This window comes from Pseudomonas agarici (assembly GCF_001543125.1).
Classification (GTDB): Bacteria; Pseudomonadota; Gammaproteobacteria; order Pseudomonadales; family Pseudomonadaceae; genus Aquipseudomonas; species Aquipseudomonas agarici.
On sequence record NZ_CP014135.1, the window covers coordinates 1,710,744 to 1,726,231 of the forward strand.

General features: G+C 55.4%; 10 protein-coding genes, 2 pseudogenes and 1 riboswitch. Of the genes and pseudogenes, 4 read left to right on the plus strand and 8 right to left on the minus strand.

The genetic code is table 11. The features are described 5' to 3' along the window. Positions 1-175: 175 nt before the first annotated feature. The 7 genes and pseudogenes from atzF to AWM79_RS07540 form a co-directional block, all read right to left on the minus strand. Positions 176-1,939 (minus strand): allophanate hydrolase, encoded by a 1,764-nt coding sequence (gene atzF, locus AWM79_RS07510; protein ID WP_017131449.1) that lies wholly within the window; start codon positions 1,937-1,939, stop codon positions 176-178. Beyond that, positions 1,936-5,541: an urea carboxylase gene (gene uca / locus AWM79_RS07515; protein ID WP_060782533.1), complete on the minus strand. Its 3,606-nt coding sequence runs from the start codon at positions 5,539-5,541 to the stop codon at positions 1,936-1,938. Before uca ends, atzF begins: the two co-directional genes overlap by 4 nt. Positions 5,542-5,746: 205 nt before the next feature. Next, positions 5,747-6,373, minus strand: coding sequence for an urea amidolyase associated protein UAAP2 (locus AWM79_RS07520; protein ID WP_017131451.1), 627 nt, complete (start codon positions 6,371-6,373; stop codon positions 5,747-5,749). 10 nt (positions 6,374-6,383) lie between these two features. After that, entirely contained in the window at positions 6,384-7,097 is a 714-nt protein-coding gene (locus tag AWM79_RS07525) for an urea amidolyase associated protein UAAP1 (protein ID WP_060782534.1), read from the minus strand. Continuing rightward, positions 7,090-7,887 (minus strand): ABC transporter ATP-binding protein, encoded by a 798-nt coding sequence (locus AWM79_RS07530; protein WP_017131453.1) that lies wholly within the window; start codon positions 7,885-7,887, stop codon positions 7,090-7,092. Before AWM79_RS07530 ends, AWM79_RS07525 begins: the two co-directional genes overlap by 8 nt. Next, a pseudogene (locus AWM79_RS07535) lies at positions 7,884-8,698 on the minus strand (ABC transporter permease). Before AWM79_RS07535 ends, AWM79_RS07530 begins: the two are co-directional and overlap by 4 nt. A 15-nt stretch (positions 8,699-8,713) precedes the next feature. Next, positions 8,714-9,781, minus strand: a complete 1,068-nt coding sequence (locus AWM79_RS07540; protein WP_060782535.1) for a putative urea ABC transporter substrate-binding protein — start codon at positions 9,779-9,781, stop codon at positions 8,714-8,716. Positions 9,782-9,847: 66 nt separating this feature from the next. Beyond that, positions 9,848-9,950: riboswitch (guanidine-I (ykkC/yxkD leader) on the minus strand. Positions 9,951-10,361: 411 nt separating this feature from the next. Between AWM79_RS07540 and AWM79_RS26050 the strand changes: the two are divergent. The 3 genes and pseudogenes from AWM79_RS26050 to AWM79_RS07555 all read left to right on the plus strand — a co-directional run. Beyond that, positions 10,362-10,602 (plus strand): annotated as a pseudogene (locus AWM79_RS26050) (hypothetical protein); the annotation flags it as partial. A 349-nt stretch (positions 10,603-10,951) separates the two neighbouring features. Beyond that, positions 10,952-11,635 (plus strand): nitroreductase, encoded by a 684-nt coding sequence (locus tag AWM79_RS07550; RefSeq protein WP_060782536.1) that lies wholly within the window; start codon positions 10,952-10,954, stop codon positions 11,633-11,635. Between the two features lie 73 nt (positions 11,636-11,708). Further along, complete coding sequence (locus AWM79_RS07555; protein WP_017131459.1) at positions 11,709-12,290, plus strand: NADPH-dependent FMN reductase; 582 nt, start codon at positions 11,709-11,711, stop codon at positions 12,288-12,290. A gap of 38 nt (positions 12,291-12,328) precedes the next feature. On the opposite strand, the gene AWM79_RS07560 is transcribed toward AWM79_RS07555, so the two are convergent. Further along, positions 12,329-13,318, minus strand: coding sequence for a LysR family transcriptional regulator (locus tag AWM79_RS07560; protein ID WP_017131460.1), 990 nt, complete (start codon positions 13,316-13,318; stop codon positions 12,329-12,331). Between the two features lie 496 nt (positions 13,319-13,814). On the opposite strand from AWM79_RS07560, the gene AWM79_RS07565 reads away from it, so the two are divergent. Further along, positions 13,815-15,473, plus strand: a complete 1,659-nt coding sequence (locus AWM79_RS07565; protein WP_051000615.1) for a GMC family oxidoreductase — start codon at positions 13,815-13,817, stop codon at positions 15,471-15,473. Positions 15,474-15,488: the final 15 nt, after the last annotated feature.

A 15,488-nucleotide genomic window follows, 5' to 3' on the forward strand; every position in this document is an offset into this window, starting at 1 on the left:
TCTGTGGCTTCCTCAATCGCCTCAGTGAAGGCACTTATCAACGGCTCATGCTTTTCGAAATCGTGATTCATTACTACACCTGCCCCGAAAGCTTGGGCGAACTTCCGCCCGTTTCTCAGCGTAAAGCTACTCTGGATTTACAGAAAATTAAGCCTTGATTCGCTATTACCGTGCATCAGCCCAACGACGACAACCAGGCTCGCCAGCCACCCCACTCGCTGATATCGGTCGCGCCCGCTAGTCCATAGCCTTCGCAAATGAAACCGGTTTCCCAGCGACCATCTTTGAGCTCGACCTTGCCCAACCCCAGAGGGGCCGGAATACCATTGAGGAATGAGCCTAGTTCTGCGCTCGGCAGTTGCCATACCTCTACGGCGATGCCAACGCCTCCCTCGGCGACACGTACCATCCCTGGACGTTTCACTGGCCCACCAGCGAGTGCGTGAAGTCGATAGTTTGGCGAACTCGTGGTAGCTTCAAGCAGGGTGGCGCCATGTTGCTTGAGCTGCCAGTTGAGCGCGAGGCCGTCGAGATGAGCACCACACACCACCAGCCGAGTCTGATCGTTGCGTGCCGCGTTACTCGCAGCTTTGCCATCCTGGTAGGCATGGGCAAGGCTCAGTAGGTATTGATCGGTGAACGGTCGACCGAACAGCGTTACCCCCCAAGGCAGGCCGTTGGCCATGAAACCGCTCGGGACGGCCACCGCGGCATAATCGAGCAGGTTCATGAAGTTCGTGTAGTAGCCGAGTTCGCAATTACGGAGCACGGGCTCTGCCGCGAGCTCTGCCAGAGTAACGGGTCGCCCTAGGGTTGGAGTCAGAACGCAGTCGAGGCCAGCCATCACGCGGTCGCACTCGGCCTTCAAGGTTTGCATGCGATATTGAGCACGAAAGGTGTCTACGCCTGTCACATCCGCACCCTTGGCGAGAACGGCGCGAATCACTGGCAGAACGGCCTCTGGCTGAGTGCGTGCCAGCTCTCCCACCACGCTATAGCGTTCAGCGATCCAAGGGCCTTCGTATAGCCAACGTGCCGCTTCCAGAAATGGCGAGAGATCCACCACCACTGGCTCGCCGCCCAGCGCTTTCAACCGCTCTACGGCGGCAGTAAATAGGCTTGGGCCTTCGGTGCATCCGAAGAATTGAAGGTCTTCTACGCGCGACACCCCAAATCGGAATGCCTTGATATGCCCGAACGCAGATTCATCGTTCCAGCTTGGATTGGCGCGACTGTATTGGTCCTTGGGATCGAGCCCCGCCGTGAGCGCCAGAAGGCGACTAGCCTCCGCAGCGGTAGCTGTGAAGGTAGTGACACAATCCAGTGTGCGGCATGCGGGAACAACACCGGCTGTCGATATCAGCCCCTTTGTCGCCTTTAGCCCTACCAGATTGTTCAGTGCAGCCGGGACGCGGCCGGATCCGGCGGTATCGGTGCCAAGCGCGAAGCTGGCTAAGCCTAAGGCGACCGTCAGCGGCGATCCGGCGCTTGAGCCGCCAGATGGGTACTCGCGTAGCACGCTATTGGTACAGGCGCCGTAGGGCGAACGAGTGCCGTTGAGACCTGTAGCGAATTGATCAAGGTTGGTTTTGCCTAATGGTATCGCACCAAGGTCGATCAGCTTCTGAACAATGGTTGACGAATGCTCTGGTGTATACGCATAAGCTGGGCAAGCCGCGGTAGTTGGGATGCCGGCCAGATCGATGTTGTCCTTGATGGCGAATGGAATGCCGTATAGCGGCAGATCTTCGATCCTGTTGGTTTCCAGCGCTGCCAGGTAAGGCTCCAGCGCTTCGATACTGAGGAGATGAATAAACATCTTGAAATCGGGATTCAGTGCCTGTGCCCGCTCCCGAAGCGCCAGAATGAGGCTGCGCGGGGAGACGCTTGCGCTCAGGTAGCGCGCTCTCAGCACATCAAGTCTCAGATTGTCTTTCATGCTTTTTCGCCGTTAACGATCACCGGTTCGAGAACGATTACGCGTTGTCCCGCATGTATCGCGCAGCCGGGTTCTACTAGCACTTGGCGAACGATACCGGCGCTTGGGGCAAGCACTGGGATTTCCATCTTCATCGATTCGAGTACCACCAGCGCTGCACCCGCGCTGACTTCATCACCGACGGCGACCTGGACTTGCCATAGATTGCCTGCAATGGAGCTTTCAACACCTGTTTGGTGAGGAGGTAAAAGCGCTTCTTCGCCCGCCACCGCCGACGCTTCATGGCTCTCGAAATGCGCCTGGCCGCTGTCAATCCAGCGCTGCCTTTCCGCTGCGAATGCAGTCTGTTGTTGGTCCCGGAATGACTGAATGCTCTCTGCTTCTTTCGCCAGGAAATCTTGGTAATCGGCCAGTCGTAATTGACTCTGCTCGATCTGCAGGTCAAAACGACCTAGAGGGAAGTCGCGGCGGATGCGGATCAGTTCCTCTGCGGTGACCGGGTAGAATCGAATTTGGTCAAAGAAGCGAAGTAACCAAGGATTACCCGAAAATGCTGCCACGTTTCGGTAGCGGTTCCACATTTGCAGCGTGCGGCCTACGAGCTGGTACCCACCGGGGCCATCCATGCCATAAACGCACAGGTACGCACCGCCGATCCCGACGGAGTTTTCCGCTGTCCAGGTGCGTGCCGGGTTGTATTTTGTGGTCACCAGCCGGTGGCGGGGATCCAGCGGAGTCGCTACCGGAGCACCCAGGTAGACATCCCCAAGCCCCAAGACCAGATAGCTGGCAGCGAAAACCGTTCGTTGTACTTCGTGCAGATTCGGCAGGTCGTTGATGCGGCGGATGAACTCAAGGTTGCTCGGGCACCACGGCGCGTCTTTGCGCACGGTGGTCCTGTACTTTTCAATGGCCAGTTGGCACGCGGGATCGTCCCAGCACAGGGGCAAATGCACGATGCGAGAAGGTACTTGCAGGTCGCTTGCAGCACACACTGCATCCCACTCAACTGCGACAGTCTCAAGCAGGGATTCCAGAGATAATTCTTCAGGCTGATAATGAACCTGAAGCGAGCGGACACCGGGGGTTAGATCAATCACGCCGGCTAACCGCTTGGCTGCCAGTGCCTGCATCAAGGCATGCCCGCGAAAGCGCAGAACCAGATCAAGCTCAGGAGCACCGATCTCCAAAAGAAGGTGCGTATCGCCGGCTACACGTGCCATCAGACGAGTGTTGTCGTGACCGATATCCAAAACAATGGGAGATTGTGGAGCGATGTCTTCAACTGACTCGGCATCGGTTTGCCTGGCTAACAACGGCGCGCTAGCAAGCCGGCGGGCGCGGGCAAGATCGGTCGGAACGAAGCGAATCTTGTCGCCAGCTTTCAGTTGACCCAGTTGATACAGGTCTGCCTCGATCACGGTCACAGGGCACACAAAGCCACCCAAACTTGGCCCATCCGGGCCTAGTATGACGGGCATATCTCCAGTGAAGTCCACGGCACCGATGGCGTATGGGTTGTCATGAATATTGGATGGATGAAGCCCAGCTTCTCCACCGTCGGCACGTGCCCACTCAGGCTTCGGTCCGATCAGGCGAACACCTGTACGGCTTGAGTTGAAGTGCACTTCCCAATCGGTGGAAAAGAAAGTGGCGATGTAGTGCTCGGTGAAATATTCCGGTGCGCCATGTGGACCATAGATAACCCTGATGTGGCGAAGCGCCCCGAGGGGGCGTTGCTCGGGAAGCATTGCTCCGACCGTTTTGTCTGTCAGCGGCGCTAAGTGCAGTACATCACCCGCACGAAGCGCACGGCCACCGTGTCCGCCGAATTGACCTAAGGTAAAAGTACTTTTACTACCCAGATAGTCCGGCACTTGAATGCCGCCGCGAACGCAGAGGTAACTCCGGGCGCCGGCACCGGCTATCGCGCCCAGGCTCAGGACCGAGCCCGATTTGACCAGGAGCACCGCATTCATGGCGACCTCGGCGCCATCCAGAATGACTGGCATGACCGCACCGGTCACAGCCACTACCGCATCGCTATTGAATCGCAGGGTAGGCCCGCTCATGGTGATCTCCAATCCGGCGGCACCTTCAGGATTGCCCAGGAGCCGGTTGCCCAAGCGCAGGGCTCGGCTATCCATTGGACCCGAGGGTGGTACTCCCACAGCCCAGTAGCCCAAACGTCCCGGATAGTCCTGAACGCTGGTCTGGGTACCGCCGCTCAACACTTCAAAGGTTTCGGCCCGATAAACCAGCCCCTCAAGGCACCGAGTCCAAGGCTGACCGCTGGTGAAGGGGGGATCAAGCAGGATTTGACGAAGGTAATCGCGGTTGGTCTGCACCCCATAGAGCTGACTTTCGCCGAGTACCTTGTGCAGTTGCAGGCGAGCTTCTTCCCGATCAGGGGCCCAAGTGATGACTTTGGCAATCATCGGATCGAAGTAGGGCGCAATTTCGCATCCCGCTTCCACCCAGGTGTCGATGCGCAACGCTTTGCCATCAGCCACGGGGAAACTGACGGCGGTCAACAGGCCGGGGCTTGGCTGGAAGTCTTTGCCCGGATCTTCGGCGTAAAGCCGTGCCTGTACAGCGTGACCGCGAGGGACCAGTTGCGCGCCTATCTCGCTCAGCGGTGGCAAGTCGCCTGCCGCCAGTTGGATCATCCAGCGTACCAGGTCGACACCCCAGACTTGCTCAGTGACGCCGTGCTCGACCTGCAGACGTGTGTTCATCTCCAGGAAGTAGAAGCGCCGATCATCGCTGTCGAACACGAATTCGACGGTACCCGCGCTCCGGTAATTAACGGCTTTCGCGAGTTTGATCGCTGCCTCACAGAGTGCCCCAGCCATGCCGTCTGGAAGGTTTGGAGCTGGGGTTTCTTCAAGTACCTTCTGGTTGCGTCGTTGAACCGAACAATCCCGAACCCCTAAGGCCAACACCTCGCCGGCACCGTCGCCGAACACCTGAACTTCAAGGTGACGGGCCCGTTGAATGTACTTCTCGATGAACACGCCAGCATCGCTGAAATTGTTCTGGCCTAACCGCTTGACCGTCTCAAAGGCCTCGTTCAGCTCTTGCGCCGAGCGGCATACACGCATGCCGATGCCACCACCGCCAGCCGTGCTTTTCAGCATGATCGGATAGCCGACCTGGGTTGCCGCCTGGAAGGCGTCCTCGACACTGTCCAGCAGGTCAGTGCCTTCCAGAAGGGGCACGCCTTGCTCACGTGCCAGGGCACGGGCCGTGTGCTTGAGTCCGAACAATCGAAGTTGCTCAGGCGTCGGCCCAACGAACACGATGCCAGCCGCTTCACAGGCTTCGGCAAACGCCGCATTTTCAGAAAGGAAGCCGTAACCTGGATGAATAGCTTGAGCGCCGCTAGCTTTGGCGGCGGCCAGAATTTTGTCGACAGCGAGATAGGTTCCGGCGGCAGCGCCTTCACCGAGGCTTAGCGCCTGATCTGCCTCAAGGATATGACGGCTGGCGACATCTGCCTCTGAGTAGACCGCAACGCCTTTAACGTCGAGTTCGCGCAATGTCCGAAAAATTCGGCAGGCGATAGTGCCACGGTTAGCGATTAACAGGGTGTTGAACATAGATCTCCCCTAAAGGCGGCAGGTGTTCGCCTCGACTGGGTTGCGGGTCGTCCCGCAGTTCTTCGAAAGGTCTTGGGGCCGTCCCCAGGCAACGGTCAGTCAGGTTTGCGGGGTTTGATGCGATGATCGCTGCGAGGCCGAACCTGGGCTGCGCGGCTTTGGCAGATCAAGAATAGCCAAGCCCTCCCGACGTGGAGCCAGGCCTTCATTCCCATATCAATAACTCCGCCGGCGTTGGATTATAGCCATTGCAGGGATTGTTCAATTGAGGGCAGTTAGAGATCAGAACGATCACGTTCATCTCTGCGCGCAGTTGAACGTACTTACCCGGCGCGGAAACCCCATCCTCGAAGGTAAGGCCGCCGTCCGGGGTGACAGGCACGTTCATGAAAAAGTTGATGTTTGGGCCGATGTCGCGTTTGCCCAGGCGGCCATCGTGGCAGCAGGCACGCAAGTAGTTGTCTCGGCAGCTGTGCATATGGCGCTTGTCGAGGGCATAACGAACGGTATTGCTTTCCTGCGCGCACGCACCGCCCAGCGTGTCGTGACGGCCACAGTTGTCTTCGAGAATGGTCAGCAGTGCCCGGCCCAAGTTGGAGTAGAGGACGCTGCCCACCCCGAGGTAGACATTGTTCTGCCGACGAAGGGTGCGCTGCACGTCGTAACGCTCGCGCGGATTGGTCGCACTGTAGAACAAAGTGTCGATGGCCTGATTACCTTCCAGATCCAGGATCCGGAGTGTTTGACTGGCTTTGACTTCGGTCAGCCAAGGTTCGCCAGCGGGAATCGTGGCTCGATAAATGGCGGCTTCCGGACGCAGATTAACGGTCATGAAATAGTCCTCAGGCGAACCAACGGTCGGTATTAGTAAAGCCGCGCTGATTTTCCGGGCGCGAAGTGCGGCAATGCTCGGCGACACTGGCATCCGCATTCATGAAGGTCAGTTGAACGGGTTTCGGCGAATATTCGCTTGCCGGATCCATCGGATGCTGCAAGGCGGTGATGATGAACAGGGTGTCCATCGGCGCATAGAGCTCGATGCAATCGCCGGCCTTGGAGTTCCCCAGGGCAAAACTCAGCCCGCCTTGGTCATCCACATCGACTCGGCTGAACAAATTCAAGACCATGGACAGGTCAGCCAGGCCCAGCGCCCATTTGCCCATTTCGACCAGAAGGTTGTCTGTGCCGTTACGGAAGAAGCCATTGCGTAATTCCTGATAGCGCCCTTGACCGTACTTTTCCTCGACTTCGGCAGCGCAGAGGACGCCCCCAATGCTGTCGCTCCACCCACAGGTATCGCGAGTGATAGCTGCCAGTACACGGCCCATGTCCGAGTACAGGCAATGACCTGCCGTCAGCTTGGCCGTGTGCTGGCCCTTGAGGCTGTCGGGTAGATTCAGCCGCTCGCTTTTTTCGTTCGCGTTGAACAGCATAAGGCTGGCGTTGGCGCCGCCCTCAAGGTCAGTCAGGCGCAGCAATTGACCGCGCTTGAGAACGAAGGAACGGTGACCGCCACCTGGCAGTAACTCTTCGCAGAAAACGGTACGGTCATTCATGGGAATGCCTCAAGTTTAGTGGGTGAGAGCCTGGCAGAGCCGAGGCAATAGTCAGTTGCGCCTCGCTACGCTTGGCGTTTAGTGGCAGGTCATAGGTAATGCGAGCGCCATAGGCATAGGGGGCATGAGGGTCGATGCGTACCTTGTCGAACACCATCAGCCGGGTGCCCAAGCTGAACCCCTCACTAAGGTCATGAGTGACCATGAATACGGTGAGCCGAGTCTCACGCCACAATTCCAATAGCAGCGCATGCATGTCCTTGCGGATACCGGGATCAAGTGCGCCAAACGGCTCATCCAGCAGCAGCACCCGAGGCTTCATGATCAACGCTTGAGCAATGGCAAGCCGCTGCTGCATGCCACCCGAAAGTTGTGATGGGTATTTCTCCAAAGCGTGTCCAAGCCCCACTTTGGATAGCAGTTGCGCTGCCTTCTCTTGAGCGAGCCGTTTACGCGGTCCGAACAGGCGTCCTACTAGAGGTGCGTTGGGGAGCTCCAGCCCCAACACAACGTTGTCCAGCACACTTAAGTGCGGGAACACGGAGTAGCGTTGGAACACAACGCCTCGGCTAGGATCCGGTTCAGCGGCCAGCGGCCGACCGTCCAGCAAGATCTCACCTTTGCTGGCTCTTTCTTGACCCAGCAGTAGGCGTAAGAAGGTCGATTTACCGCAGCCCGATGTGCCGACCATGGTGCAAAACTCGCCTTCGGCGATGCTCAGGTTCAGGCCTTCCAGCACCACGTGATCGCCGTATTGCTGCCACACGTTATTGATTTGAATGAAACTCACGGGCGAGCCCCCTCATACCATGGGAAAGCTCGGCGGGTGAGGGTCTTGAGCCCCAATCCATAAGCCAGGCCAAGAGGGTGATCCACACCACGTAGGGCAGGATGATGTCCATGGCCAGATAACGACGCACCAGAAAAATCCGGTATCCCAAACCGTCTTGCGAAGCGATGGCCTCGGCTGCGATAAGAAACAGCCATGCGGAACCCAACACCAGACGCATTGAGATAAGCAAACGAGGAAGCAATGGTGGTAGTACGACCCGCAGGATCAGCGTCCAGGTCGACGAGCCCAATGTTTGGGCCTTGATGAGCAGCTCGACGGGTATTTCCCGTGCACGTTGTTCAAGATCCCGTGCCAGGATTGGCGTTATACCTATAACGATCAGCATGATCTTGGAAAGTTCGCCGAGGCCAAACACAATGAACAGGATTGGCAGGATCGCCAGTGGCGGCACCATCGACAGTACCACTAGCAGTGGGGACAACGTCGCACCGAACAGCGCCAGCGTGCCTGCTGCGATACCGAGGCACAGACCCAGCAGAGCGCTTGCGCCTAAGCCAATAGCCAAGCGTCGCAGACTTGACGCAGTGTCCTGCCACAGAAGATATCCGCCGTTGCGTTTGTCTTCAGTAAAGGCCATGCGTTTTACCGCATCGCTCATTTGCACCGCGCTCGGCAGAAGTTTGTCATTTGGGTTGTCCGCAAGCCGTTGCGCCGATCCCAGGAAGTAGGCGCCCAGCAATAGAACGAACGGAAGGATCACCAGTAGCCAGCGCGTAGAGCGATCAGGGTGACGGTTAATCAACTGCATAGTGCGCTCTCCTGATCACAACTTGCCGTCAACGGCCATCTGCACGTAGCTAGGGTCGAAGCGCAATTTGATGTTGCCCTTATCTCCATGGATGACGTCTTGAGCGAAGCTCATGCCCACGGCACTACTGTCCTTGGCACCTTCCCCGAGCAGACCGTGTTCGAAGGAAAAGTGGGCGACTTTGGCCATGGTCTTGGGAAGCTCAGGGCTGCTCGCAAAATCCAGCGTTTCTTGAGCGGTGTGGAACAGCCGGGTCGTTGCCAACTGCGATTTGAAACCTGCCAGATCAGTGCCGCAGGCCTGAGCCATATGCTCAAGCGCCGCTTCCCCTGCGGGGCTTGTGCTGCTCATGAGTTCCATGACTTCAAACCAGGCGCCGGCCAGCACTTTGCCCAAGGCAGGGTTGTCCTCCAGCGTTTGAGTGTTGAGGACCATCATGTCCAGGATTTCGCCCGGAATCTTGCTGGAGTCGAACACTTCGGTGACATCCGGCGTGGCCTTGATGTCGGCAAGCATGGGGTTCCAGGTTGTGACGGCTTGCACCTCGTCGGTGTTGAATGCCGCAGAGATATCCGCATCTGAAGTGTTGACCACCTTCAGGTCTTTTTCCCGCAGACCGACAGTATCGAGGGCTCGGGCCAGCAGGTAATGGGATACCGACAGCTCAACGAGATTGACGTCCATGCCGCTGAGGTCAGCAATCGTTTTACCCGTGCCTTTGACGACGATGCCATCATTGCCGTTGGAGAAATCGCTGACGATGAGCGCCGTGCTATCGACACCGCCAGCAGCAGGGATGGTCAGGGCATCCATGTTGGTCATGGTGCAGCCATCGAACTGGCCCGCGGTGTATTGATTGATGGACTCGACGTAGTCGTTAAGCTGAGTGACCTTGACGTGAATGCCGTACTTCTTGGCCCACTTATCGACTACGCCTTGAGCCTGTGCGTACTCCCAAGGCATCCAGCCTGCATAGATCGTCCAGCACACGTTGAAGCCCGTCTTCGCGCCAGCGTGGGACGACGGACTGGTCAGCAGGGCGAGACCGGCGGCTAAGCAGGCGAAAAGAAGAGGGTTTCTCATAACTAGGACTCCAGTTGAGGGTGGCCAGGCAAGGAGCAGCGCGACACCTGTGTAAACAGGTGGTCTGTCTCCCGGGCTTTTATCCCGCCGTGTAACCTCAACTAGAGGTCGTCAGCTCTCGGTCCAGGCGTTCACTTTTCAGTGAATCGGAACCCTAGCCAACCATTTTCAAATTGTGGTGCACTCAGCATTGGCTGCTCCTGCACATCCACCAATAAGCGAGATCCGTGCCAATCACTTTACGAGGCTTGATGTTTTTTGATAGCCGGCGGGGGCGGGGGGCGGCAGCATTCGACGGAGACCAACCGGGCCTTTCCAGTCATATTGCCCTTCGGCTTGATCGCACCAACTCAGGGCTTTGTGCCCTGATTTGTAGCGGTAGCAACGGGGGCTTGTCTAATTGCTTAAGAGCGAACTAACCACACAGGCGTCTGCTAAATCCTGGCCGGACTGCTGGCGATAACTGCCTGGGCTGATGCCAAGCAAATTTTTTGAAATGGCGGCGAAATGACTCTTCGCAGCCAAATCCGGCTACTTCCACCAGACGCATCTTTGATGATTCAAGAAGTTACTTTGCGTGTTAGCGGACAAGCAAGTAACCACGCACGGGGAAGCTATTGATGGGCTCAAGGAAATGTCCCTATCGGTCGATGAAGGCGCATCCGTTACTTCTATAGGCGTTTCCGCCAGTATTGATATGAGTCAGCGCTTGGTCGAGCGCCTACAGGCTTGCGAACTGGCTGAATGGTACTGAGTCGCAACTGGATTTTGATTGGGCAGAAAATGACATCTCAAGAAGATCTCGAGATTTTTACAAATAAAATTTATAGGTGCACTCTCATTGAGTCCTTCTTTTCTCATCGCATTGAGCTTGATCCTACGCTATCGAAGCTCGTGCAGTTTTGCTTCGCCTGCTCGGGCGAATGCTTTGTGATGACGGCCAGCTTTCAAGTACTGCGGGTTTAAGCCTTTCGTCAGATTGGCCCATTTCCTATAAAACAAACACCTCCTGGGTGGTGACCTGCCTGTGTCCGGAATCTACCTGGTTGACGGCCAAGCCTGTTGCACCGCCTGCATTACCATGCTGCATACACTTCACTGCTATTCGATGAGTTGCTATGCAAGACTCCTCGCACTAATTACAAGATAGTTCAGGCTGTGGAGTGTATTATGAGTGTGCCCGTTGATGGCTTTGATGCAGTGGTTGCTTCGCGCAGGGCTGTGCGGGCTTTTCTACCGACGCCGGTATCAAAGAAGTTGATCAGTGAAATCATCGACGTCGCTCGTTTGGCTCCCAGCAATTCCAACACGCAGCCTTGGTCGATCCATGTGCTGACCGGGGCGCCGAAGCAGACCTTGAGCGCCCTGCTGGCTACTGCCCACACCGATCCGACTGCCGAGCCGCTGATGCATCTGCCAGACGACCTTGCGCCGAAATACCGTGAGCGGCAGGAGCACTTCGGGGCGTTGTTCTATGCTCTTCATCAAATAGAAAAATGCGATGCTGCCGGGCGAGCCAGGGTAAGCGGACTGAATTTTGAGTTTTTTGGAGCACCAGTAGGACTGATTTTTACAATCGATGCCAACTTGAAAAAATACAGTTGGCTCGACTACGGGCTCTTCCTCCAAACCTTGATGCTTACCGCGCGTGCGCGCGGTTTGGCAACTTGTCCGCAGGTTTCCTTCGCTCGTTTCCAGGCCCTGATCAAGGATTTTTTACGGCTGGATGATCATCAGGAAATTGTCTGTGGCATGTCGCTGGGTTATGCGGATGAAACTGCACCGGTGAATTCACTGCGTATGCCCCGAGAGACAACGCAAGCCTTTACTCATTTCTTGGGTTTCGATCAGTAGTCCATTTTTCAGGATTCCGCTATCTATCGAGTAGTCGGCATCCTTCATATGGCAACACGAGGTCTACATAAAAATGGCAGTAAGAGTTTTGGCCGTGTCCGGCAGTGCCCGAAAGGGTTCATTGAATCAAAAGCTTCTGAATGTTGTTGTGCAGGGCGCATTGTCGGCAGGCGCTGAAGTGACAGTAATTTCGTTGAGCGACTATCCGCTGCCTTTTTTCGACAGTGACCTTGAAAAGGAGCAGGGCGTTCCGCTTCAAGCGTTGCGTCTGCAGAAGTTGTTCAGTGAGCACGATGCGTTGCTGGTAGCTTCCCCGGATTATAATGGCGGATATACAGCCCTGCTGAAAAATGCTATCGACTGGATGAGTCGGCCGACTCTGGAAAAAGTCTCTGGATTAGCGTTGTTTGCCAATAAGGCGACTGCTGTGATATCGGCATCGCCCGGTCCGATGGGCGGCATTCGTTCCATGTTGGCCATGCGTGGTGTACTGGAAAGGCTCGGTGCTGTGCTCATTCCCCAGACGTTTACGTTAGGCGTCGCACACCAGGCATTTGCGGAAAATGGTCAGTTGGCCGATGCGCAGGTGGACGGCGAGGTGAAGGCGATCGGTGCGACCTTGGTCAGATACTCCGGCGCACTTCGCGAAGCCTGATCAGAATCTGAGCAGGATGTCGCCACGAACGGCCTTGCTCAGTTCTGTAAACGAGAAACTTCATCTGCTGCTGCACTGATTTGACTATGTAGCCAACGTTGGGCGGGATCATTGTCATTGCTGCTGTGCCAGATCATATCCAGTTGCTGGCGGGTAGCAGCGTAAGGCGTTGGTTTGATCATGAAGCCCAATGTTCTTGCAAATGTCCTGGCCAGTGGCTGCGGCATGATTGCCAATAGCTCGCTCTTCTCTAAAAGCATCGGCAATGCCAGAAAGTGTGGAAGTACGATTTGCCGTCGTACCGATAACCCCGCCTCTGCCATCGCCTGTTCCAGGGCGTTGCGATCATACATTTGCGCCTGCCTGGCCAGCCCTCTTTCGAGTATGTAACCGCTCAGCACCCCTTCGCCTTCGCCGCCCAAGGATACTACCGCCAGCGGATATCTGGTCAGGTCCTGTAATTGCAGCGTTTTTGCACCAATCGGATGTTCACCGCTACAGATGAAGACCTCGTCCTGAAACAGTACCGGTTTTGTGCGAAATCGTTCGGGAACGCTACGGAAAGTACCTATCGCGACGTCAATTCGCCCCAAGTCAATCTGCTCGGCGAGGTCTAAGCGAGTCGCCGGAGTAATCTGCAGATCGATACCCGGGGCCGCTGTCGATAATTGATGATTGAGTTGCGGTAGAAGCGTTGCCGAAATGTAGTCGTTGGCCGCGATCACAAAGGAGCGGCTCACCTTCTCTGGTTCGAAGGGAGAGGCCGCCTGGGTTAGGGTTTTACTCATGTTGAGTAATGCCGCACGAAGCGGGCCGCTGATCTCTATCGCATAGCTGGTGGGTGTCATCCCCTTCCCCGTGCGCACAAAAATCTCCTGGCCCAAGCCTTCTCGTAAACGGGACAACGCATGACTGACAGCCGATTGACTCAGATGCAGGCGTTGGCTGGCACGCAGCACACTGTGTTCTTCCATAACCGCATCAAATACTCTAATTAGATTGAGATCCAGTTTGTCGAAAGCAATCATGGTGAAAATTTCCGGATAGGCCGTATTAGCTATTGATTTGATTATAAAAAGCTGCCGTTGGCAAGCCCGCTTCCCTGTTTGAGAGCTAATGAGGTTACTGCATTTCGATACTGCATAGAATTATATTTCTATGGAAGATCGAAGATGGAGATTGTTGGAGGCGATAAGTCGGAAGTGTCTTTAGATGAAAACGGATGCGAGCTCCAGGTACTCAAAGTTTTCTCAAATTGAGCGGGTCACGAGAATTATTCGTCCTGTTCTATGCATTGTCTTTCTGCATAATTTTCACTGCCGATCCGGGGAGCGCTGTGCGATGCTATTTTTTCAGTTATGGAGAAATTGTAACGGCTAAAAATTTTTGCATCTCTGTGCCGAAATGGCGCAAGGATGTTGTTAGCTGACTTGGGTCGCAAAAATCTCCAGGTAGCTACTCGTTACAATGCTGTGCCCTGGGATTAATGAGCTGTGTTCAACTAATGGCTAGGATAAAATAATAATGAAAGACCGTTTCGATTATATTGTTATTGGCGCTGGCAGTTCCGGTTGCGTTACTGCAAACAGACTTGTTTTGGAACATGATGCTCGAGTTTTATTACTGGAAGCGGGGCCTAGCGATAACAATTCTCTTATTAAAATACCTGCCGCCAGCTTTAAAATGCTTTCTGGTAGCTCTCCCTTTGTTAAACGCATCGCTTCGACGCCGCAGGCTTCGCTTGGAGGGCGGATTGTCGAGATACCTCAGGGTAACGTTGTGGGTGGTGGAAGTTCAGTCAACATTATGCTGTATGCAAGAGGCTCACGCCTGGATTACGAAAGATGGGATCAGGCCACTGATGGTGCCGGTTGGGGCTGGGATGATATGGTTCCCTATTTTCGACGCCAAGAGAGTAACCAGCGTTTCGAGAACGAAGCTCATGGTGGTGATGGGCCGCTGAAAGTATCGGACGCTCCTTATCTGATCGAAGCCGATACCTTATTTCTGCGCACCATGCAAAACCTAGGCGTTCCCTTCACTGCTGACTTCAACGCTGGCAATTTGCACGGTGTTGGCCTCACTCAATCCACGATATACAAAGGCAAGCGTTGCAGTGCGGCGGACGCATTCCTGCTTCCGATCATAGATGATCCACGACTGACCTTAGTAACTTCTGCGCGTGTAAACCGCATTCTCTTTGAGGGTAAGCGCGCAGTGGGCGTGCAATATGTGGTAAATGGAGTGACACATGAGCGTACCACCACCGGAGAAGTCATCCTCACAGCAGGTGCGTTGGTAACACCACAGTTGCTGATGTTGTCTGGTATCGGTCCACGAGAACATCTTGAGCAGCATGGAATCAAGCCGCTCGTTGATTTACCGGGAGTCGGTCAGAACTTACAGGACCACCATGTCGCCATTCTATCCGCCACGACCAAACGGCCGATTGGCTATTTCGGTGAAGATCGTGGGGTGAAAGCGCTTAAAAATGCAATCCAATATTTCGCCTTTAAAAACAGTGGTCCTATCGGCTCGACCGGCTCGGAAAGCATGGCGTTCGTGAACCTCGATGATCCCGAGGCTGACCCCGATATACAGATTTACTGCGTTGGTGTCATGTACCCATCGATCAAGCGCGAGCCGACCGATGCGGTCACGTTATTGGCGAACTTGGTCAAGCCTCTATCGCGCGGTCAGGTTCGGCTGCGCTCGGCAGATCCTGCGGATCATCCTGAAATGAATCTTGGCTGGCTCAGCAATCCGGAAGACAGTCGTCGCCTCTTGCAGGCTCTCAAGTACCTCAGAAAAATTACCGCGACCGAACCCTTTGCTTCAACGATAGATGAGGTGTTTTCACCAAGCGCGAACCTGCAATCGGATGAAGAGTTGATGGATTACATCCACCAAACCACCGAGAGTAATTACCATCCGGTCGGTACATGCAAGATGGGTCTGGAAGACGACCCGATGTCGGTGGTGAATGCAGACCTGAAAGTAATAGGGGTCCAAAACCTACGCGTTTTCGACTGTTCGATGATGCCGGTGATTATCAGTGCCAATACCAACGCAACTGCTATGGCCGTTGCTGACAAGGGCGTCGATCATATGATGGGAACTCGGGGACGGCGTGTTCAAGAACATTCGGCGCATAGCAAGGCGAGCGAATACGTCAAGGGCTAACGACATCGGCAAAGG